This window comes from Bradyrhizobium sp. GW821-FHT13H06 (assembly GCF_058803975.1).
Genome location: NZ_JBXAPN010000002.1, coordinates 599,951 through 619,826, shown reverse-complemented (window position 1 = coordinate 619,826; position 19,876 = coordinate 599,951). Strand labels below are relative to the sequence as shown.

The following is a 19,876-nucleotide window of genomic DNA, read 5'->3' as shown; positions in this document are numbered from 1 at the left end:
TTTCGGTTTTGGGAAAATGTTGACTACGTTGGCGGCAACTTTGGCCAGTGTCGCTGCGAGCGGAATGGCATGGGCAGAGACCGCGCATAACGTCGTAGGCTGGGCGCGGATCTCTCCGGGCCCTATGCCGACGTGATGCGGGACTGGGACAGGGGTCGTACATCCGTCATAAAGCGGTGGAACCAAAGCTAATGAACTCGATGTCAAGATCGACTACACGTGCGTAGATGGTCGCTAGGGCATGACGGGAGATGAACATACTCGCCGAATCAACCTCCGTTCCCGCGTCGGTTAAATGGTGACCGGGAGCATTAGAGCGTCCTTCACGGCAACTCGCGGGAACGGGCATCTTCGACGACGATTCCGCCGTGCACGGGACGCATGACGTTAGAGGCTCGCGGATCATCGTGAGCAAGAGAGAGATGATGAAATTTCGAGAGAGCCGCAGTATTGAGCTGCCGTTTGCCGAACCGCCCTTGTTTGCAACCGTAATCGAGGTCGCGCCGGGCATTTTGTGGACGCGGATACCCCTTCCGTTCCGGCTCGACCACGTGAATATCTACCTGATCGAAGACGACGGCGGGTGGGCGGTCCTCGATACGGGGGTTGACGATGAAGCAGCGCGCGCTGCCTGGGAGGCGCTCCTGGCCGGACCGTTGGCGGGTAAACGCCTGACCCGCCTGATCATTACTCATTTCCACCCTGACCACATTGGTCTGGCGGGGTGGCTCTGTCAGCGCTTCGACCTACCGCTGCTGACTAGCCAGACGTCGTATCTCGGCTGTCTCAACATATCGCTCAGTCCGGGCGCGCTGGATGCAAAACCGTATCATGATTTCTACACCCGCCACGGCCTGGATCCGGTGACCACGGCACGCGTCTCGAACGACGGACATCAATACCTGAAGATGGTAGCCAAGTTGCCGCCGACATTCACGCGTGTCGTTGCCGGAGATACGCTGGCGATCGGGGGTCGTTTCTTTTCAGTGCTGACCGGCGACGGTCACGCGCCCGAGCAGGTGATGCTTTACTGTCGTTCGGAGAACGTCTTCCTTTGCGCTGATCAGGTCATAGTAAAGATCACACCCAATGTCAGCGTGTGGGCAGTTGACCCCGAGGGAGATCCGCTCGGGCTCTACTTGCGTTCACTGGCTGCGATAGCCCGCGACATTCCCACGAGTCCGTTGGTGCTACCCGGACACCAGTTGCCGTTCCGGGGGTTGGAGGAACGCTGCCGCCAGCTGGCCGACCACCATCAGGACCGCTGCGATCTGATCGAGGGCGCCTGCCGCCACAAGCCGCAAAGCGTTGCGGATCTGGTGCCGGTGCTGTTTCCCCGTCCACTCGATCCGCACCAGCTTGGATTTGCATTCAGCGAGGTTCACGCTCACGTAAATTATATGCTGCGACTTGGCGAACTGAGGCAGCAAAACGAGCCGCATGGTACAGTTCAATTCACGACAAGCCGGTGCCCAAACAGAAAATGATGCGGGTCATTGATCTTGACGTGAGACACACCCGCAAGAGCGAACCGCTGCTGCTCAGCCATCAGGGCATTTTCCCGGCGGTGACGCTGTCGTTCAATTTGACGCCCGGAGTCTCGCTCGGGCAGGCGGTCAGCGCCATCCAGGCCATGACCGAACGCCTGCAGGTGCCGGCGCCGCTGAATTCCTCGTTCGAAGGGACGGCGCAGGCCTTCCAGGCCTCGCTGTCATCGATGCCCCTGCTGTTGGCCGCGGCGATCCTCGTCGTCTACATCGTGCTTGGCGTGCTTTATGAAAGCTACATCCACCCGATCACGATCTTGTCGGCGCTGCCGTCGGCCGGCGTCGGCGCGCTCTTGCTGTTGATGCTGCTGCACTATGATCTGTCGGTGATCGCGATCGTCGGTATCGTCCTGTTGATCGGTATCGTCAAAAAGAACGCAATCATGATCATCGACTTCGCGTTGCAGGCCGCGCGCATCGAAGGCAAGCCACCGCAGGAAGCAATCCATCAAGCGTGTCTCTTGCGCTTCCGCCCGATCATGATGACCACGTTTGCGGCGATGTTCGGCGCAGTGCCCATCGCTTTCGGTACCGGCGGAGGCGCGGAACTGCGCCAGCCGCTGGGTATCGCGATCATCGGCGGTCTGTTGGTGTCGCAATGGCTGACGCTGTACACGACGCCAGTCATCTATCTCTACCTCGAACGGTGTCCCGTTGGCTGCGCCGCGCCTATCGGCCGTCGCGAGTCGCGACGCCGCGGCCAGCCGCGCGCGCAGCCTGTGCAGTAAAATGCGCGCTTACGAACAACTGAACGCTCAAGGCTCCGCCGCCGACCAGGACGCCCGGACGGTCCTTCAAGCTTCAAGCACCTCAAGCCGGCCGACTGCCCCAACTACGAGCCGTCCAAATGGAACGTCTTTTTGCCGTCCAATCCCATCCCAAACCTCCGCTCAACTTGGAGGCTTCTTCGTACAATTAATCTAGCCCTCGAAGCCAGGGTGGTCCCGTCGCGGGGTTGGTTGGAATTGAAGGTGGCGTAGTCTCCGAGGTGATCAACCTCGAATCATCCGGCGTTGGAGCGCCGGACCGGAGACCACGCCATGAGCAGCAATATCACGAAGACGCATGCCCCGCAGTGTAGAGGAGAGACGGCTCCCCAGCTTTTCGACGATTGGTTCGATCCGATCGAAACTGCGGTGCGGGAACGCGCGCGGGAATTCATTGAAGAATTGATCCGCAGTGAGCTCGATACGGTCCTTGCCCGTCCGCGCTACGAACGCAGCAAGAAGGCCGATCATGAGGGAGCGCCCGGCATGACGGGTCATCGGCACGGCAGTCGGCCGCGATCGTTGACCGGCAGCTTCGGGCCGATTGAGATCGCAGTGCCGCGCGCGCGGCTGAATACGGCCGACGGCAAGACGACCGAGTGGAAGAGCCAGGCGCTGCGGGCCTACCAGCGCCGCACGCTGGCCGCCGACGCGCTGATCGCCGGCTGCTACCTGGCCGGCACCAACACCCGCCGTGTGCGGCGCGCGCTCGGCGCCCTGTTTGCTGGCGCCGTCGGCAAGGACACGGTGAGCCGGGTGTGGCGCAAGGTGAAGAGCGACTGGGACGCGTGGAATGCCCGCTCGCTGGCCGAGGAACCGAGCGTGCGGCTGATCCTCGACGGCACCGTGGTGCGGGTGCGGCTCGACCGCAAGGCGACCTCGATCTCGCTGCTCGTCGTCATCGGCGTGCGCGCGGACGGTCAGAAAGTGTTGCTCGCGATCAAGAGCATGGGCGGCGAGAGCACCGAAGCCTGGCGTGCCGTGCTCGACGATCTCATCCGGCGTGGGCTGCGGCGGCCCGAGTTCCTCATCGTCGATGGCGCGCCAGGGCTTGAGGCTGCGATCGCCGCCGTGTGGGACGGCGTGCCGGTCCAAATGGCGGCTCAAGCATCGGGCGGTGGCCGACAGCCTGCAGGAAGCCGGCGACCGGCTCTTCAGCTTCACCCGGCTGCCGCCGAGCCAGTGGAAGAGCGCGCGCACCACGCCATCGAGCGGCTGCACGAGGAGTTCAAGCGACGCATCAAGACGCAGACGGTGCTGCCATCAGCGGACACCGCGGTCATGTTGTTCTGGGCTTTGCTCGCTTCCGGTCAGATCAACATGCGCAAAGTCGACGGCTGGAAAACGCTCGCCACAAAACCCATCGATCAGCCAATTGACCTCGCCGCATAATCAGATAGCTTCACGATGTCGGAGATTGCGTCACTTCGAATTCCAACCACATCCCGGACGGCACCGCCAGGGTATCGGCTTAGCGCTTACGAACAAGGCGGCATCCGCATCGATCTGAGCGGCATGAGTCGGCAAGCCGAAATAGATTGCCTGAAAGGCGCTGGCTGCGCAAAAACGAACTGTGCGAACAGGTCGTGAAGACGAGGAAGTCTGACCCCAACCCACAGTTTCATGTCTCGATCGAGAATCCCTGTTGCCGACCGCGCTTCTTGCCGAATTGGGTGATCCGCTCATCGTAAGTCACTAGCGGGCAGCTAAGATCGATCGCCGTGGCGATCAGTAGCCGATCCGCAGGATCACGGTGTTCAAGATGATGAAGCTGGTAGCTGCGGGCGGCCGCGCGATGCGCAAGTGGCACGCTCTCAATGCCTGGCCGATCGAGAAAACGATCGATCCAAGCATCCACGGGAACGTCGAGCTCGATCCGCCCCATGTCGACAAGCAGGGCGATTTCCCAAGCCGTGACGGAGCTGAGAAAAACGGTACCTCCGTTCCGCCAGCAGTTATCGATCAAAGCACGGGTCGAATGACGTAAGCGCTCGTTGCCGCTGTCGAGCCATAAGGCGATGTGCGTGTCAAGCAGAAGGGCTTCAGTCATCGCTCGATTTCCCTGCCGGTCTCGGCGTCAGGCATGACGTCCAGTGCCGGTGCGGTCAGGTCCACGCCTTCGGCAATCCGCAAGGACTTCTTATGCGCGCCGAACAATGTTCCGGTGCGTGCGCCTTGTTCCAACAGCCGCCGCATGGCTAGAGCAACCGCCTCGGTCTTGTTGCCGCCCGTCATTTTCTCTGCGGCTTCCTCGACAAGCGCCACAACCTCTGGACGATTTATGGTAATCACAGTCGCCATAACTGTATCCAATCATTACACCATTAATGATATACTGCTCATGACGAAAATGCAAGTTGCCGGCGAGATTATGTCATCTCGCCTTGAAGCTGCCGAGCGGCGCGGCGCTCAGGAGGGCGCGTTGCGACGAAATCTCGCCCGCTCGAGCCGCCATGGTAACGCCGTCACCCAGGGGTGAGACCGAGCTGCTTGCGAACGCCTACAGAGAACGTATTTCGGAGTGGGAAGATCACGACTACCTCCTCGAGGATTGAAAACGGTGCCGGGCGCCTTGCACACAGAGCATCCTGCAACCCTTCGGCCAGAGTGACGAAGCTCTCCCCACCGAGCACGACATGGGCGTGCTCAAACCCGGAATAGGCCAGCCGGAAGTGATGAAGTGATAGAGGCGATGATCGAGCGGCGCGCCCGCGATGGTGACGCCCAGCTCGCCCACGTCGGTGAAGTCGGACAGGCGAACCTGGCCCACTTCGCGGGTCTGGCCGAAGATGACCTCCTCGCCGTGGATCGCCCGCCAGACGCGCATCCGGCGCTCCAGCGTGCGGCGGATTCCAGCTCCGAGCTCAGGATGGCGCCGGAACATCTCCTCGAAGATTGCAACCGGCCGCACGCCGGGGGCGGCCTTGAGCATTGGCACCACTTCTGTCTCAAACACATCGGCCAACGGGTCCGGCCGGCGACGGCCGCGCCCACCCTTCTTCTGCGATGGAAGCCTTTGATCCTTCTCGAAGCGATACGCGGTCGAGGTGCTGAACGCCGGCGCTGGACGGAAGAGGCGAAGCTTCGGATCGTCGAGGAAAGCTTTGCGGGTTTCCGACAGGCCGGCTTCGCCATTTCTTGGTTACTGGAGCTGGCGGACTTTGCCGCGGTGCCAAAATCGTAATCGCGACCAGGTTCGTCTTTGTCGGGCGGTCCAACTCCATCTCGCGCCATTTCGGCCCAGAATGCGTTGGGCTTTCTACTTCCGCGCTATGTTTCGCCAAGCTGCTAGACTAGTCTTACTGCGTCATAAATTTTTCCGCCGATGCCGGGCCATTGGAACTGCGCAGCATGGGCATCGCGGCAACCTGGCCACGATGGCGACGATCAGCCGTCGGCGCATCGTGGCGATCGAGTTTGGGATGTGCCGTTCGGGACGCAGCGGCGGAGCCTGTGGATTTGTAATCGTCGGATAGCGCAGGTGGCGAGAACTGCCGGGCGCGACCAAGTCCTGAGGGGAATCGTATCCCGTTCGGAGATCAGGAATCCGTAAGCGGCGATACACAAGATGCTTTGCGCGATGTTGTGCGTGAGTATGCACTGGAAACGCTGTCCGATGGAGACGCGGTCCTGGTCATCGACGAAACCGGCTTTCTGAAGCAGGGCAAGGCATCGTGCGGAGTGGCGCGCCAGTACTCCAGTTACTCCTGCCTCGCGGGTGGAGGAATTTGACTGACCTCACCCGGAGGAATTTGAAGTGACCCGCGGGGCTCGCAGCCCGGCCGCGGCGGCCAAAAGATAAGACGATCGCTTCATATTGCTCCTCATTCGAATGATGACACGCTGATAGCTGCAAGACGGGCCGGGCGGGCCCCGGATCCCCGGAACCTTTGATAATGGTCGTGCTGGACGGAACTTGCCAAAGGCCTCGGTTCAGGGTGTCACTGTAGCACTTATTAAAAAGACCTTGGCGTCCCCAGTCATAGACCGCGGTCTGGCCGATATTGAACCGCTCGGCCACCTCGCGGGTGGTGAGCAGTCCGCGCCGGCGCAGTCGCTCAAAGCGGCTCGGAAGCTTGTAGGCGAAGCGTATAAAGGCGATCTTTTTCAAGTTGAATGGCTTGCCTCCTACGTTCGTCGGCCGCGGTTATCGAAAGCGGCATGGTGTTGATCAATCATCACGGTCTTGCGCTTCCCAGGGTGCCGTTCGGCGGAATCAAGGATTCCGGCTACGGCTCCGAAGGAGGTCTTGAGGCCATCGAGGGATATCTCAACGCCAAGTTCGTAACCCAGGCGAGCGCCTGAGCCTGCGACGGTATCTTCCTGAAACGGATCAGCCGACGGAAATGCCTCCGTTTACGCTGACGATCTGGCCGGTGATCTTCGATGCCTCCGTGCTCGCCAGGAACTCGATCAAGGCCGCCACATCGTCTGGATCGGGGATCCCAAGATGGGCTGCACGTATCGCCTTCTCGAACAGCTTTGCGCTGAAGCCATTAGACGTGACGCGGTCGTAGGTCAGCGTTCCCTGGATCAGCGACGGCGTGACCACGTTCACGCGGATGCCACGCCGTTTTGCCTCCAGCGCGAAGGTGCGAGAGAACATCGCAATGCCCGCCATGGCGGCACCGATCACGGATCGCCTGGAGTGGGGCACCTTCGCGGCATCGGAGGCGACATTGACGACCGCGGCGCCATCGGACAGATCCGGCAGGGCCAGCCGGCAACAGTAGATGGTCGAAAGCAGCCAGTGTCGGATCGCGCCATCGATCTGGTCCAATGTGCTTTCATGCAGCAAGGTCGGGATGAACTCGCCGCCGGCCGAATTGATAAGCACATCGATCGAGCCGCCCAGGGCCGATCTTGCTGCCGAAAAAAGGCTCAGGGTGCCGTCCTGTGTCGAAACATCCGCAGCGATGAAGCGCACTTCGGCCGTCGGATGTTTCGACACGATAGCCTGACGCGCCGCCGCGCCACGCGCCTCGTTGCGCCCGTTGATGACAATGATCGCCGGCAGTCGGGCGAGACGGTACGCCGTTTGAAGGCCGATGCCTGACGTGCCGCCGGTAATCAATATGCGCAGCAATTGTCTTCTCCTCGGCCCATCGTCCTCAAGCGGGCGGGGGCTCAACGAGAATAAGTCGCGATCCGGCCTGGACGGTCTGCCCCGCGCTGCACGCGACGTCCTTGACTATTCCAGCCACTGTCGTCTTCAGCGGCAGGAACAATTTCATGGATTCGAGCACCGCAACCACTTGTCCCGCTTCCACCACATCGCCAACGTCTACGTTGACCTCGGCAACAATTCCCGGCATCGGGCTCAGGATCGCGCCGGAGCTCGAGCCGCCACGCTTCGCCGACGCCTTTTCGATGTCTGTGACCACCGTAAATGTGTAGCGCTCCTCGCCAATCGCGACGGAAAGCTGCGATGCTTCGCGATGAAACTGCACGTGGAGGACTCGGCCGTCGACGGCAATCTCGGCCGATATGCCGCGCCGCCGTACCGTTAGCTCGATCGCTCCGTCGACATCGAGAACGCGATATCGTTCATTGCCGAGGGCCTCGATCGTCAGGCCATGGTCGGTCTGATCTTCCTGAACGGTCAGACGGTTTGCGGCAAGGCCGCCGGCCGGGGCCAGCGTGCGGAAGCCCGCCAATGTCTGCCAGGCAGATACGGTCTCGGGCGCGTGATCCGTTGCAAACAGGATGCCGGCGAGGGCTCGGGCGAGGCGTTCCTCCGAGCGTTGCGCCTTCCAGCCCTCAGGGAAAGCATCGTCGATGAAACACGTTGTGGCTAGGCCTTGCGCAAACAGCGGATGTTCGACGGCGCCGATCAGGAAAGGGATCGTGCTAGCGGGGCCGACGATGACGTAGTCGCGCAGGCCCGCGGACAGACGCGCCAGGCTTTGCTCGCGGGAATTGCCGAATGCGATCGCCTTTGCCAGCAGCGAGTCGTAATAGAGCGTCACTTCACTGCCTGACGTGACGCCGCTGTCGATTCGGATCGTCCCGGGCTCACGATAAGCGCTGATGCGGCCGACATCGGGACGAAATTCCTGATCCGCCCGTTCCGCTGTGATCCGGGCCTCGATCGCATGACCGCGCTCGCGGATATCGTGCTGGTTGGCGGGCAGGGGTTCGCCGGATGCTATTCTGATCTGCCATTCGACCAAGTCGAAGCCGGTAATGGCCTCGGTGACCGGATGTTCGACCTGAAGGCGGGTATTCATCTCTAGGAACCAGGGCTCGTCCTGGCCCTCCTCGAGGATGAATTCGACCGTGCCGAGATTGTCATAGGCAATGGCGCGACCGAGCGCGATCGCGCGGTCCAGCAGTTTGGCGCGGATGGCGGCGGGCAAATTGGGCGCGGGCGCTTCCTCAAGCAGCTTCTGATTGTTGCGTTGAACCGAACAGTCGCGCTCGAAGAGGTGTACGACATTGCCGTGCTTGTCGCCGGCGATCTGAACCTCGAGATGGCGCGGCCGCAGCACGAGCTTCTCGATGAGCAAGGCGGGGTCGCCGAAGGCGGCCTCCGCCTCGCGCCTGGCAATCTCGAGGGCGGGGCGGAGCTCGGTCTCGGAGAACACGCGCCGCATGCCGCGGCCGCCTCCGCCGGCAGACGCCTTTACCATCAAGGGGAAGCCGATTCGCCTTGCTTCCGCGATCAGCCGATCGTTCGACTGGTCGTCGCCGACATAGCCGGGTACGCTCGGCACGCCGGCGCGCGCGGCGATGATCTTCGCGCCGATCTTCTGGCCCATCGCTGCGATGCGGTCGCTAGAGGGGCCGACAAAGACGAGTCCGGCCGCCGCGCAGAGCGATGGTAGTTCAGGCTTCTCCGACAGGAAGCCATAGCCGGGGTGGATGGCTTCGGCGCGCGCGCGGCGTGCGGCTTCCATGATGGCCTCGGGCCGCAGATAGCTGTCGCGGGCAGGGGAGGGCCCGATATGGAACGCCTCGTCGGCCATGGCGACATGAGGCGCGTGCCGGTCGGCATCCGAATAGACGGCGATCGAGCGGATGCCGAGGCGCCTGCAGGTGCGTGCGATACGGACGGCGATTTCGCCCCGGTTGGCGATCAGGAGAGAACGGATCACTGGTTTTACATCCGATAGACGGGACGATGTTCCGGAAGTTCGACTTCCTGCGATGCGAGCGCGAGGCAGAGGCCGAGGACGTCCCGGGTTTGATCGGGCTCGATGATGCCGTCGTCCCACAGCCGCGAGGTCGCGTAATAGGGCGTGGATTGCTGTTCGAATTGCTCGCGGGTCCGGCGGTCCACTTGCGCGATCTCGGCTTCGTCGGCGGCCCCTCGGGTCAGGCTGGCCCGGCGCAGATCGGTGACCACGGTCGCCGCGACGTCGGCGCTCATGGTCGCGACCCGGGCGTTCGGCCATGCGAAAAGAAAGCGCGGCCGGAAGCCGCGTCCGCACATGCCGTAATTGCCGGCGCCGTAGGATCCGCCGATGATGACCGTGTATCGCGGCACCCGCGCATTCGACACCGCGTAGACGAGCTTGGCCGAATGCTTGGCGATGCCGCCGCGCTCCGCTTCGGTCCCCACCATGAATCCGGTGATGTTCTGCAGGAAGACGATCGGTGTCCGGCGCTGGTCGCAGAGTTCGATGAAATGGGCGCCTTTGACCGAGGATTCCGAGAACAGCACGCCGTTGTTGGCGAGAATGCCGACCGCTTCGCCATGGATGTGCGCGAAGCCGCAGACCAGTGAGGAGCCGTAAGTCGGCTTGAACTCCTGGAAGTCGCTGCCGTCGACGATGCGGGCGATCACCTGCCGGACATCGTAGGGCTGCTTGAGGTCCGTCCCGACGATCCCGGCGATCTCGCCGGGATCGTAGATCGGATCGCGGCCCGGCAGACGCGCCTGGCCGGCCTTGCGCGGCCAGTTCAGCGCACCGACGATGTCGCGCACCTTGCTGATCGCCTCGAGTTCGGTCTCGGCGAGATAGTCGGAAACGCCGGAGATGTTGCTGTGCATTTCCGCGCCGCCCAGCGTCTCGCCGTCGACGATCTCGTTGATCGCGGCCTTGACGATCGGAGGACCGCCAAGATGGATGCGTCCGGTGCCGCGCACCATCACCACCTCGTCGGAAAGCGCGGGGATGTAGGCGCCCCCGGCGGTGCAGCCGCCGAAAACCGCCGAAATCTGCGGCAGGCCTGCGGCGGACATCCGGCACTGCTGGAAGAACGTTCCGCCGAAATGATCGCGGTCGGGGAAGACGCGGTCCTGTTCGGGAAGGAATGCGCCGCCGCAGTCGACGAGATAAAGGCACGGAAGCCTGTTCTCCCAGGCGATCTCCTGCGCGCGCAGGTGCTTCTTCACGGTCTCGTGGAAGAAGGAGCCGCCTTTCACCGTGGCGTCGTTGGCGATGATCATGCAGGGGACGCCGGTAACGACGCCGATGCCGGTGACGATGCCGGCCGAAGGGACCTCGTTGCCGTAGAGGTCCCAGGCGGCGAGCGGAGACAGTTCGAGGAAGGGCGAAAACGGGTCGACCAGATGATCGATGCGCTCGCGCACCGGCACCTTGCCGCGTTCGATGTGTCTGGCCCGCATCTTTTGGCCGCCGCCGGCAAGAACCCGGCGGTGGCGGTCCCGAAGCATGTGCAGCAGCACGGAGAAATTCGCGGCGCGCTGGGCGAATTCCGGGCCGCTGCTCACGGTGTTTTCAATAACCGGCACTTCGTTTCTCCTGCCGCATTGGGATTGTTCTCCTTACTGAACCAGCGGGCAGTTGCCCTCGTTCAGCGGCCGCACCGCTTCCTCCGCCGGAATTTCCTTGATGAGCTTGTAATAGTCGTAAGGCCCCTTGGATTCCTCGGGCTTCTTGACCTCGAAAAGATAGAACGGCCGCAGCACGCGGCCATCCTTGCGGATTACCGCCGAGGGCAGGATCTGATCGGAGATCTTCAGCGCGCGCATCTCTGCGGCGACCTTCTCGGAATCGGTGGTGCCTGCGGCCTTGATCGCCTTCAGGTAATGCGTGACCGCGCTGTACACGCCGGCGTGAACCATGGTGGGCATGCGCCCATCCATCCGGCTCGCGAACCGCTTCGACCATGCGCGCGTGCCGTCGTTGAGGTCCCAGTAGAAGCTTTCCGTCAGCAGCAGGCCCTGCGCCGTCTTGAGGCCGAGCGAATGAACGTCCGACAGGAAGGTCAGCATCGCCGCGAGCTTCTGCCCGCCGGCCACGATCCCGAATTCCGAGGCGCCTTTCAGCGCATTGATGGTGTCGTTGCCGGCGTTGGCGAGACCGATGACCTTCGCCTTGGAGGATTGCGCCTGCAGCAGGAAAGACGAGAAGTCGGACGTACCCTGCGGGTGACGCACGCTGCCGAGCACCTGACCGCCGGCATCGGCGATATAGCGGCGCGCGTCGGCCTCCATCGCGGTGCCGAAGGCGTAGTTGGCGGTGAGGAAGAACCAGGTGTCCCCGCCGGACTTGGTCACCGCGCTCGCCGTGCCCTTGGCCAGCGCGACGCTGTCGAACGTCCATTGCGTTCCCATCGGCGAGCAGGCCTTGCCGGTGAGGTCGGAACTGCCTGCCGCCGAGAACAGCACAAGGCGCTTGCGTTCGCGCGCGATCTCCTGCACGGCCAGCGCCACCGAGGAAACGGGGACGTCCACGATCGCGTCGACGCCCGCGGTATCGTACCAGCGCGCGGCAATCGCGCTGCCGACGTCAGGCTTGTTCTGGTGATCGGCAAAGATGACCTCGATCGGCCGACCCAGGACCGTGCCGCCAAAATCCTCCACCGCCATCCGCGCTGCAATCACCGAGCCCTGACCCGACAGGTCGGCATAGATGCCCGACTGGTCATTGAGCACGCCAATGCGCACCGGCTTCGTATCCGTCTCGGCATTTGCCGATGCCATCAAGAGTCCCGTCGCAAGAGCAACCAAAATCGACCACTGCCTCATCTCGTTTCTCCCAGATCCGACCTGGCTTGCTGCCGGCCGTTTGATGGGCTATACCTACCAATCGTTAGGGAGCTTAACAAGGGCAAATAAATGCTGCGCGCCGGCCAAACTTATAAAGAGCTCTACGACACGTTCCGTTGGACGATTCCCGAACGCTTCAACATCGCGCAAGCGATCTGCGACCGCCACGTGGGGCAGGAGCGCACCGCTCTGATTTTTGAATCCACGCAAGGCGCCAGCACGCTCACGTTCGAATATCTGCAGGAGCAGTCACGCCGGCTGGCGAATGCGCTGGCCGCACATGGAATTGAGCGCGGCGACCGCATCGGAATCCTACTGCCGCAATGCCCGGAGGCACTGATTACGCATCTTGCGGCCTATAGGCTCGGCGCAGTCGCCTTGCCTCTGTTTACTCTTTTCGGCCCCGACGCGATCGAATACCGCCTGAACGACAGCGGCGCCAAGGCGGTCGTCTCGAACAGCGAAGGTGTCGAAAAACTCCTGCTGCTGCGCGAGCGTCTGACAGCGCGTCCGGCGGTCATCAGTATCGACGACCGCGTGGAGGGCTCAGTGCTGAGCTTTGCCGGCTTGATCGAGGCGGCGTCATCCGAGCACAGCATCGCCGAAACGGCGGCCGAGGATCCCGCCATCATCGTCTATACCTCGGGAACGACGGGAAATCCCAAGGGCGTCCTTTATGCTCACCGTACTCTGCTCGGGCACATGCCCGGCGTCGAGTTTCCTCACGATTTCTTCCCGCAGCCGGGCGATCGGATGTGGACGCCGGCGGACTGGGCCTGGGCCGGCGGGCTGATGGATGTCCTGCTGCCGTCGCTGTTCCACGGAATCCCGGTGCTCGCAAAACGGCTGAAGAAGTTCGATCCCGAAGAAGCCTTTGCGCTGATCAGCCGTCACCAGATACGCAACGCCTTCATGCCGCCGACAGCGCTGAAGATGATGCGTCAGGTCGAGCGGCCGCAATCCCGGTTCTCCTACGCGATGCGCTCGATTGCGAGCGGCGGCGAGCGGCTGGGCGAGGAAATGCTTTCCTGGGGCCGCGATGTGTTCGGCCTGACCATCAACGAATTCTATGGGCAGACCGAGGCAAATCTCACCGTCGCCAATTGCGCCTCCATCATGCCGCTCAAGGAGGGATCGATGGGGCGGGCCGTTCCCGGCCATGTGCTCGAAGTCGTCGACGACCAAGGCCGGTCCGTGAAGCCCGGAGAGACGGGATCGATCGCCGTCAAGGCGCCGGATCCGGTGTTCTTTCTGCGCTACTGGAACAAGCCCGAGGCGACGGCCGAGAAATTCTGCAATGGCTGGCTGTTGACCGGCGATACCGGGCACCGGGACGAGGAGGGGTATTTCTGGTTTCACGGCCGCAATGACGACGTCATCATCTCGGGCGGCTACAGGATCGGTCCCACCGAGATCGAGGACTGCCTGATGCAGCATCCCGCGGTCGCGCTGGTTGCCGTCATCGGCGTCCCCGATAAGGTGCGCGGCGAGGTGGTCAAGGCCTTTATCGTCCCTCGCGAAGGGCCCAAGGTGGATCAGGCCCTGCAAGCCGACATCCAGAGTTTCGTCAAGGCGCGGCTGTCCGCGCATGAATATCCGCGGCAGATCGAGTTTCGCGACAGCCTTCCCATGACAATTACCGGCAAGATCCGCCGCAAGGATCTGCGGGACGAAGCGGGCGGCAAATCCTCATGAATCATACGACGATCGTCATCGACCATCCGATCACCGGCGTCATGCGCCTGCGCATGGCCCGGCCGGACGAAATGAACACGCTGACCCTGGAACTCCTCGCCGAATTCGAGGAGGCGATCGACAAGGCCGTCGCCGATCGCGCGCGGGTCTTGATCGTGACCGGCACCGGCCGCGTGTTCTGCGCCGGGGCGCATCTCAAATATTTTGCCGGCGCAGAGCGCATCTTCACCGAGCGGTTCGACGTGCGTGACCGCTATTTCGAACGCATCGCCCGATTGTTCGACAAGATCGAAGCGATCGGCATTCCCGTGATCGGTGTCGTCAACGGCTATGCCATGGGCGGCGGCTTCGAACTCGCGCTAGCCTGTGATTTCCGCATCCTGGCGACGACGTGCAAGGTCGGCTTGCCCGAGGCGAGGCTTGGCGCCACGCCCGGCGCCGGAGGGGTGCAGAAGCTGGCCCGCCACATCGGGCGCGGCAAGGCGCTCGAATGGATCATGCTGGCGCGCCATGTCGATGCCGCCGAGGCGAATGCGGCCGGTCTTGCGACAAGGCTAGTCGCGCCGGAAGCTCTCGAATCGGCCAGCCTCGAGCTGGCGCGGGAGCTGATGGATCTCAGTCCCATGGCGCTGGCGCAGTGCAAGGCGTCCGTTCACCTCAGCGGTGACGTGGATCTGCGGAGTGCCCGGCGGTTTGGCGTGGAGGCGCTGTCTGCCCTCGTGGGCAGCGCAGACTGGCAGGAAGGGATGAGCGCCTTTGTGGAGAAGCGTCGGCCGAGATTCGCGCCGACCCAGGAGCGGAACGGCTGATGGGACTTCTGTTCGATGAATTCGACGTCGGCCAGCGCTTCGAGACGCCGGGTCGCACCATTACCGAGGCCGACATCGTGGCCTTTGCCGGCCTCACCGGCGATTATAATCCGGTGCACATGGACGAGGTCTTCGCCGCGGCGACGGATTTCGGCGGCAGGATCGCCCATGGGCCGATGGGCATCGGCATTGCCTTCGGACTTGCCTCGCGGCTGGATCTCATCGATGGTACCGTCATGGCGCTGCTGGGCGTGACATGGGATTTCAAGGCACCAATGTATCCGGGGAGCACGATTCGGGCCGTCATCGATGTCGTCGAAAAGCGCGACGTCAGACAGCCGGACCGCGGCCTGCTTGGGCTGGACATCGCGATCGTCGATGAGCGCGGCACGACCCTTCAGCAAGGTTCTGCCCGGCTGTTGATGCGGCGGCGGCCGCACGAGAAAGCAAGATGGGGCCTTGTCGAGGGCGGGAGGACCGACAATTAGGCGGTCAACGGCACGTGTCGCAAATCGCGCTCCCGAACCTCCGACTGCCGATCAAGGCGGCGCGGCACGGGAAATTCTCGCCGCCGCCGCATGGCTGTTGCGTCATCGGGGCTATGAGGCAACGACGACGCGTGCCATCGCGGAGAAGGTCGGGATCAAGGCCGGAAGCATCTACCATCATTTTCCCTCGAAGGATGCGATCGTCGAGCAGGTGGTCAACGAAGGCGTGCGCGTCGTGCACAGGGCGGTCAGCGCAGCGCTCGAGGCCCTGCCGGCGAATGTCGATCCGCGCGGTCGGCTCGAAGCCGCGGTCAAGGCCCACTTGTTGTCATCGCTACAGAACAGCGACTACACGTCGGCCAGTATCCGAGCCTTCGCCTTCTTGCCGGCAGAACTTCGCAAGTCGTGCCGCACCGAGCGCAGACGCTATGAGGATCTGTGGCGCGACATCGTGCTGGACGCCGCCAAGGCGGGCTACATTCCCGACGACATATCGTTGGACGTCGTCCGACTGATGCTGCTTGGCGCCGTCAACTGGGCCGGCGAATGGTATCGGCCCAATCGTGTTCCGATCGAGGAGATAGCAGCAAGCTTTGCCAAGATGGCTTTTGGAGCAGGGCGCCAAAAGAATGCTAACGCTCCGAAGGGGCGCGCGATGTCAATCGGCGCCCAAAAAGGGCTCTGACGCATTTTCGGTGCAGCTCCTCTTATTCGGCGCCGATTAATCTGGCTTGAAGCAGATCGAGTTTCCCCCGGCCGTACATTTGACGTCTGACGAGCTTGAGGCGGGTGATCTGCCCCTCGGTCTGTCCGTTGGACCAGGGCGAGGTGATCGCTGCTCGAACCGCCGCTTCATCACTCGTTACGCCGCGGCCGGCCGCACGCAATCGCTGTGCAACGTTATGACATTCGCGATCCGGACAGCCGTTTCGTCAAACGATTCTGGCGGACCGTCAATACGCCTATTATCAAAGAGGGCCGGTTAGTCTATCTTCTGCATCAGGTCGAGGACATCACTGCACAGTTCTCGGCCCGGGATCACATCTTTATCGACGATGAATCCGAAAGCCTCATAAGCGTCGCGTTCGAAAAATCCTGGCGGTTTGTCGACTTGCGCACAATCCCAAAACACTTCTACGCGATCGGCTGCGAGTTCATTTGGAGCTATGTTTAAGAAACGGAGAGCGGGATCTGTTCCACCTTGCCAACAACGCGATCTCAAATCTCCGCACCGAACTGGGAAGCTGCTCGGGACCGTAAGAGATGCACCCGGCACTTATGTCTTGCAACGGTGAGGCCCGTGATGGACGCTGGCGTACTCAAGAACAGAACCTTCGACGAGCTTCAGATCGGCGACAAAGCTTCGCTGGTTCATGTCATTGAGGCGGATGATATTACCTTGGTTGCCGCGGTCTCGGGTAAACCCGGCACATATGGATCCGAAATACGCGGCCAGGATATCTTCGGCCACATTGTCGCGCATGGGATGTGGACGGCGGCGACACACGACCCGCAGGCCGCTTCGAACTTACCTTCACGCCCAAGCACGGTTCCTGGCTCAACCTCATTGAGGGCTTCTTCTCTAAATTCGCCCGCTCCGTCTTGCGTCACATCCGGGTGACATCAAAACACGAGCTCACGGAGCGCATCATGGCCGGCATCGACGACGTCAATCGCCACCCCATCATCCATACCTGGTCCTACAAGCTCGCTGAGGCTGCTTGATATGATTCGAACCACGAAAACGCTGACCTGGGAGCCAATGATACACCATGCTCGGCATCGCGGAACTCGAAGCTGCCAACATGGTGACGCGCTGCGACAACGATCCGCCAACTACTTGGCCTCATCCAGCCTGCGTCAATCGAGCTGTGGCTGCGCGCAAGTGATCCGCACCCTAGTTAGATTAGTGGGCAATGAATAAAGGAATCGAGACAGTCTTCAGGAATGATCGCGTTACACCACCAAATAGAGCCTCGCGCGACCGCGAGTGACTGTAGGCGCCGAGGACGAGCAGATCGGCGCCTATCAGCAGGGCATGGTCGGCAATTGCTTGGGCGACCGACCTGCCATCTGATCGCGCTTGATTGACTGTCACATTCACCCCATGCCGACTGAGATAGAGCGCGATGTCAGCACCGGGCTCTTGCCCGTGCCTGGCATTTCTCTGCGCATCGACCACAACGACAGAAACAGCGCGGGCGTTCTGAAGCAATGGTAATGCGTCTGTGATTGCCCGTCTTGCTTCACGGCTGGCGTTCCATGCAATAAGGACGTTTTCGCCAATTGTTTTGGTGCTCCAGCTATTCGGCACGATCAAGATGGGAACACCCGTGGCCAGCAGCATTGTTTCGGCAGACCGGTCGTCCGGAAGCCCACCGGGCCTGGGATCTCCGATCAGCACGAGATCTGCGTGCAGGGAATGAAAGATCGCGTCATCGGAGGCATTGAGATCGCGGATAATCCGAAACTCGAAACTGATGCCTTCGCGTCCGGCTACACTCTCGAATGTTCCGTTAGCGGTGGTCGTCGCCCGGACTTCCTCGGCTTCGTGTTGGTCGATCAACGCGCGAATTGCATCACGGCCGCGGACGAAGGATGCGCTCGGATCATGAGTCCAGCCTGGAGGGACAGCAAAGATACCGACGAGATGCGCGTGATATCTGAGAGCAAGCCTAACGGCATAGGTCGCGCGAGCGCGGCTAGCTGGGGAGTCGTCTATGAAGACCGCAATGTTTTTGAAGGGCATCAAGGACCTTTGATCAGGACAACCGCCGGAATCGAGCTTTCGCCTCAATCGATCTACCATTTGCCAGCGCGCTACTCACGGGTGCCGCAGGCTATCGAGGAGTAAGCGCTCCTTTCTACGCACCTATGCAGTTGAGCGCGGGGATGGGATGAGGTGTCCACCATGAGCGAGGTCGACACCATCGATGATCACTCCAGAAGAACCTTTGAGACTTGAGACGGTCGGCGTGTTGCGCAATGGCCGGCGTCGCTATGATCCGGCCAGCAAACAGCGGCTGGTCGAGGCCTGTCTGCAGCCTGGCGTGTCGCTGGCGGGGCTGGCGTTGCAACACGGCGTGAACGCGAACCTGCTGCGCAAGTGGGTGGCCAAGCGACAACTTCAGAACGGGGATGGCCAGCCGGAGGCGCGGGCGCCGATTGCGCCAGCCTTTATTCCGGTTCGCGCGCCGTCGCCGTCGCCAACTCGATCTGCTGGCGCGATCGCGGTTTGCGCGACGGAGCGATCCTGTGCAGGGCGGCTGACGGCATCGATGCCCAACGGCGTGACGCTTTCGCTGGAAGGCGGCGACGCGGCGCCGCGGTCGGATACCTTCTGGCCGATCGTTTCCCGCGACGCGCCGCGATAACGGGCACCGTCGTTACCATCATCGTGCTCGCGATCGCCTACTCGCTGTCGCGAAACGAGGTGTTGTTCGTTACTGTCGGCTTTGCGCTCGTCACCGCGATCTACTTCCTGGTGGCCCTTGGCTGGGCGCTCTACGTGCCGGAACTCTTTCCGACCGACCTGCGGATGCGCGGCACCGGCGTCTCCAATACGGCGGGCCGTCTGGCGACGATTGCGACGCCCTACGTCGTCGTCCCCATCTTCAACTCTTACGGGCTTCCGGGCGTGCTCGGCCTAGTCGGTGTGGTCATGGCAATCGCCTGCGTGGTTGTCCTGGTGTGGGGACCGGAGATGGCGAAGAAACCGCTGTGAGGGCCGCGGCATGGCACCCGGTCTGCGCCAACGACTGAAGGAAGATCGCCTGGTTTCGGCACCGGGCGTCTTCGACATGATCTCGCTCAAGCTCGCGGATTCGATGGGCTTCGAGCTTCTCTACATGACCGGCTATGGGACGGTCGCCTCGCTGCTGGGGCTGCCCGATGCGGGGCTTGCCACCTACAGCGACATGGTGGGCAGGGTGGCCGCCATGGCCGGCATGGCGAAGACGCCGCTGATAGCGGACGGCGACACCGGTTATGGCGGACTGCTCAACGTCCGCCACACCGTGCGCGGCTATGAGGCCGCGGGCGCGGCCGGCATTCAACTCGAGGATCAGGAATTTCCGAAGAAGTGCGGGCACACGCCCGGACGTCGCGTCATCCCGGCACAGGACATGGCGCGCAAGATCGAAGTCGCCGTCGAGAGCAGGCGCTCCGACGACTTTCTCATCGTCGCGCGAACCGACGCACGCTCCTCGCTGGGTCTCGACGAGGCGTTGCATCGGGCCGAACTGTATGCAAAGGCCGGCGCGGACATCCTCTTCGTCGAGTCTCCGGAAAACGAGGAGGAGATGCGGCGCATCGGCGGCAGTTTCGACCTGCCGCTAGTCGCCAACATGGTCGAGCGCGGGCGCACGCCGCTCATGACGCGACCGCAGCTCGAGGCGCTCGGGTTCCGTCTGGCGATCTTCCCTACCGCCGGGTTCCTTGCCGCTGCCGCGGCCATGGAGCGCGTCTATGCGGCGATACGCGACACGGGCTCGTCGGCGCCCGTTGTAGACCAGCTCTACGATTTTGGCCGCTTCAACAAGCTTATCGGGTTTGAGGATGTCTGGGCCTTTGACCGCGCGCACGCCGACTAGCAGGAACGCACAGGACG

17 protein-coding genes and 7 pseudogenes are annotated in these 19,876 nt (G+C 62.3%); 16 read left to right on the top strand and 8 right to left on the bottom strand.

The genetic code is table 11. The annotated features are described in order from the left end of the window. The first annotated feature begins 425 nt into the window (after positions 1-425). The 3 genes and pseudogenes from AC1RQP_RS09815 to AC1RQP_RS09805 all read left to right on the top strand — a co-directional run bounded on the left by AC1RQP_RS09815 (position 426) and on the right by AC1RQP_RS09805 (position 3,706). Positions 426-1,487 carry an MBL fold metallo-hydrolase gene (locus tag AC1RQP_RS09815; protein ID WP_492936767.1) on the top strand — a complete coding sequence of 354 codons (1,062 nt, stop codon included), beginning with the start codon at positions 426-428 and terminating at the stop codon, positions 1,485-1,487. Between the two features lie 44 nt (positions 1,488-1,531). Beyond that, a pseudogene (locus tag AC1RQP_RS09810) lies at positions 1,532-2,275 on the top strand (efflux RND transporter permease subunit); the annotation flags it as partial. A gap of 312 nt (positions 2,276-2,587) precedes the next feature. After that, positions 2,588-3,706 (top strand): annotated as a pseudogene (locus tag AC1RQP_RS09805) (IS256 family transposase). A 229-nt stretch (positions 3,707-3,935) separates the two neighbouring features. On the opposite strand, the gene AC1RQP_RS09800 reads toward AC1RQP_RS09805, so the two are convergent. The 3 genes and pseudogenes from AC1RQP_RS09800 to AC1RQP_RS09790 form a co-directional block, all read right to left on the bottom strand. Next, complete coding sequence (locus tag AC1RQP_RS09800) at positions 3,936-4,364, bottom strand: type II toxin-antitoxin system VapC family toxin (RefSeq protein ID WP_492936766.1); 429 nt, start codon at positions 4,362-4,364, stop codon at positions 3,936-3,938. Then, positions 4,361-4,615, bottom strand: a complete 255-nt coding sequence (locus AC1RQP_RS09795) for a hypothetical protein (RefSeq protein WP_492936765.1) — start codon at positions 4,613-4,615, stop codon at positions 4,361-4,363. Before AC1RQP_RS09795 ends, AC1RQP_RS09800 begins: the two co-directional genes overlap by 4 nt. 257 nt (positions 4,616-4,872) lie before the next feature. Next, a pseudogene (locus tag AC1RQP_RS09790) lies at positions 4,873-5,369 on the bottom strand (IS21 family transposase); the annotation flags it as partial. On the opposite strand from AC1RQP_RS09790, the gene AC1RQP_RS09785 reads away from it, so the two are divergent. The 3 genes and pseudogenes from AC1RQP_RS09785 to AC1RQP_RS09775 all read left to right on the top strand — a co-directional run. Continuing rightward, a complete protein-coding gene (locus AC1RQP_RS09785; RefSeq protein ID WP_492936764.1) occupies positions 5,331-5,498 on the top strand; it encodes a hypothetical protein in 168 nt (55 codons plus the stop codon). The pseudogene AC1RQP_RS09790 and the gene AC1RQP_RS09785 sit on opposite strands and share 39 nt — an antisense overlap. A gap of 383 nt (positions 5,499-5,881) precedes the next feature. Next, positions 5,882-6,013, top strand: a pseudogene (locus AC1RQP_RS09780) (transposase); the annotation flags it as partial. A gap of 450 nt (positions 6,014-6,463) precedes the next feature. Beyond that, positions 6,464-6,619, top strand: a pseudogene (locus tag AC1RQP_RS09775) (aldehyde dehydrogenase family protein); the annotation flags it as partial. Positions 6,620-6,647: 28 nt separating this feature from the next. Here the strand turns inward: AC1RQP_RS09775 and AC1RQP_RS09770 are convergent. The 4 genes from AC1RQP_RS09770 to AC1RQP_RS09755 are packed head-to-tail and all read right to left on the bottom strand — an operon-like array spanning position 6,648 to position 12,209. After that, the gene (locus tag AC1RQP_RS09770) at positions 6,648-7,400 is read right to left on the bottom strand and encodes an SDR family NAD(P)-dependent oxidoreductase (RefSeq protein ID WP_492936763.1); all 753 of its coding nucleotides are present in this window, start codon (positions 7,398-7,400) and stop codon (positions 6,648-6,650) included. Between the two features lie 25 nt (positions 7,401-7,425). After that, positions 7,426-9,411: an acetyl/propionyl/methylcrotonyl-CoA carboxylase subunit alpha gene (locus tag AC1RQP_RS09765; protein WP_492936762.1), complete on the bottom strand. Its 1,986-nt coding sequence runs from the start codon at positions 9,409-9,411 to the stop codon at positions 7,426-7,428. Positions 9,412-9,416: 5 nt separating this feature from the next. After that, positions 9,417-11,015, bottom strand: coding sequence for an acyl-CoA carboxylase subunit beta (locus AC1RQP_RS09760; RefSeq protein WP_492936761.1), 1,599 nt, complete (start codon positions 11,013-11,015; stop codon positions 9,417-9,419). Positions 11,016-11,048: 33 nt separating this feature from the next. Continuing rightward, entirely contained in the window at positions 11,049-12,209 is a 1,161-nt protein-coding gene (locus AC1RQP_RS09755) for an ABC transporter substrate-binding protein (protein ID WP_492936760.1), read from the bottom strand. Between the two features lie 135 nt (positions 12,210-12,344). On the opposite strand from AC1RQP_RS09755, the gene AC1RQP_RS09750 reads away from it, so the two are divergent. From AC1RQP_RS09750 to AC1RQP_RS09720, 7 genes and pseudogenes are all read left to right on the top strand, one after another. Then, positions 12,345-13,970, top strand: coding sequence for an acyl-CoA synthetase (locus AC1RQP_RS09750; RefSeq protein ID WP_492936759.1), 1,626 nt, complete (start codon positions 12,345-12,347; stop codon positions 13,968-13,970). Then, a complete protein-coding gene (locus tag AC1RQP_RS09745; protein WP_492936758.1) occupies positions 13,967-14,779 on the top strand; it encodes an enoyl-CoA hydratase/isomerase family protein in 813 nt (270 codons plus the stop codon). The genes AC1RQP_RS09750 and AC1RQP_RS09745 overlap by 4 nt, the downstream gene beginning before the upstream one ends. Next, positions 14,779-15,267: a MaoC/PaaZ C-terminal domain-containing protein gene (locus AC1RQP_RS09740; RefSeq protein WP_492936756.1), complete on the top strand. Its 489-nt coding sequence runs from the start codon at positions 14,779-14,781 to the stop codon at positions 15,265-15,267. The genes AC1RQP_RS09745 and AC1RQP_RS09740 overlap by 1 nt, the downstream gene beginning before the upstream one ends. Beyond that, positions 15,239-15,469: pseudogene (locus AC1RQP_RS09735) on the top strand (helix-turn-helix domain-containing protein); the annotation flags it as partial. The gene AC1RQP_RS09740 and the pseudogene AC1RQP_RS09735, both read left to right, overlap by 29 nt. A 9-nt stretch (positions 15,470-15,478) precedes the next feature. Then, positions 15,479-15,952, top strand: a complete 474-nt coding sequence (locus AC1RQP_RS09730) for a TetR-type transcription factor C-terminal domain-containing protein (RefSeq protein WP_492937133.1) — start codon at positions 15,479-15,481, stop codon at positions 15,950-15,952. 207 nt (positions 15,953-16,159) lie between these two features. After that, positions 16,160-16,441 (top strand): hypothetical protein, encoded by a 282-nt coding sequence (locus AC1RQP_RS09725; RefSeq protein ID WP_492936755.1) that lies wholly within the window; start codon positions 16,160-16,162, stop codon positions 16,439-16,441. A gap of 329 nt (positions 16,442-16,770) precedes the next feature. Next, positions 16,771-16,992 (top strand): annotated as a pseudogene (locus AC1RQP_RS09720) (IS630 family transposase); the annotation flags it as partial. Between the two features lie 181 nt (positions 16,993-17,173). Here AC1RQP_RS09720 and AC1RQP_RS09715 read toward each other — a convergent pair. Next, positions 17,174-18,016: a universal stress protein gene (locus AC1RQP_RS09715; RefSeq protein ID WP_492936754.1), complete on the bottom strand. Its 843-nt coding sequence runs from the start codon at positions 18,014-18,016 to the stop codon at positions 17,174-17,176. Positions 18,017-18,200: 184 nt separating this feature from the next. Between AC1RQP_RS09715 and tnpA the strand changes: the two genes are divergently transcribed. Genes tnpA through AC1RQP_RS09700 form a run of 3 tightly spaced genes read left to right on the top strand, consistent with a single transcriptional unit; the run spans position 18,201 to position 19,859 of the window. Then, positions 18,201-18,641, top strand: coding sequence for an IS66-like element accessory protein TnpA (gene tnpA, locus AC1RQP_RS09710; RefSeq protein WP_492936753.1), 441 nt, complete (start codon positions 18,201-18,203; stop codon positions 18,639-18,641). Then, the gene (locus AC1RQP_RS09705) at positions 18,542-18,991 is read left to right on the top strand and encodes an MFS transporter (protein ID WP_492937132.1); all 450 of its coding nucleotides are present in this window, start codon (positions 18,542-18,544) and stop codon (positions 18,989-18,991) included. Before tnpA ends, AC1RQP_RS09705 begins: the two co-directional genes overlap by 100 nt. 10 nt (positions 18,992-19,001) lie before the next feature. After that, positions 19,002-19,859: an isocitrate lyase/PEP mutase family protein gene (locus tag AC1RQP_RS09700; protein WP_492936752.1), complete on the top strand. Its 858-nt coding sequence runs from the start codon at positions 19,002-19,004 to the stop codon at positions 19,857-19,859. The last annotated feature ends 17 nt before the right edge of the window (positions 19,860-19,876 follow it).

Excerpts from the sequence above, each read along its gene's own strand:
- AC1RQP_RS09740 (WP_492936756.1), top strand. The coding sequence starts at position 14,779 with ATGGGACTTCTGTTCGATGAATTCGACGTCGGCCAGCGCTTCGAGACG.
- AC1RQP_RS09755 (WP_492936760.1), bottom strand. The coding sequence starts at position 12,209 with ATGGCATCGGCAAATGCCGAGACGGATACGAAGCCGGTGCGCATTGGC.
- AC1RQP_RS09700 (WP_492936752.1), top strand. The coding sequence starts at position 19,002 with ATGGCACCCGGTCTGCGCCAACGACTGAAGGAAGATCGCCTGGTTTCG.
- AC1RQP_RS09795 (WP_492936765.1), bottom strand. The coding sequence starts at position 4,615 with ATGGCGACTGTGATTACCATAAATCGTCCAGAGGTTGTGGCGCTTGTC.
- AC1RQP_RS09815 (WP_492936767.1), top strand. The coding sequence starts at position 426 with ATGAAATTTCGAGAGAGCCGCAGTATTGAGCTGCCGTTTGCCGAACCG.
- tnpA (WP_492936753.1), top strand. The coding sequence starts at position 18,201 with ATGATCACTCCAGAAGAACCTTTGAGACTTGAGACGGTCGGCGTGTTG.
- AC1RQP_RS09745 (WP_492936758.1), top strand. The coding sequence starts at position 13,967 with ATGAATCATACGACGATCGTCATCGACCATCCGATCACCGGCGTCATG.
- AC1RQP_RS09715 (WP_492936754.1), bottom strand. The coding sequence starts at position 18,016 with ATGCCCTTCAAAAACATTGCGGTCTTCATAGACGACTCCCCAGCTAGC.
- AC1RQP_RS09750 (WP_492936759.1), top strand. The coding sequence starts at position 12,345 with ATGCTGCGCGCCGGCCAAACTTATAAAGAGCTCTACGACACGTTCCGT.
- AC1RQP_RS09800 (WP_492936766.1), bottom strand. The coding sequence starts at position 4,364 with ATGACTGAAGCCCTTCTGCTTGACACGCACATCGCCTTATGGCTCGAC.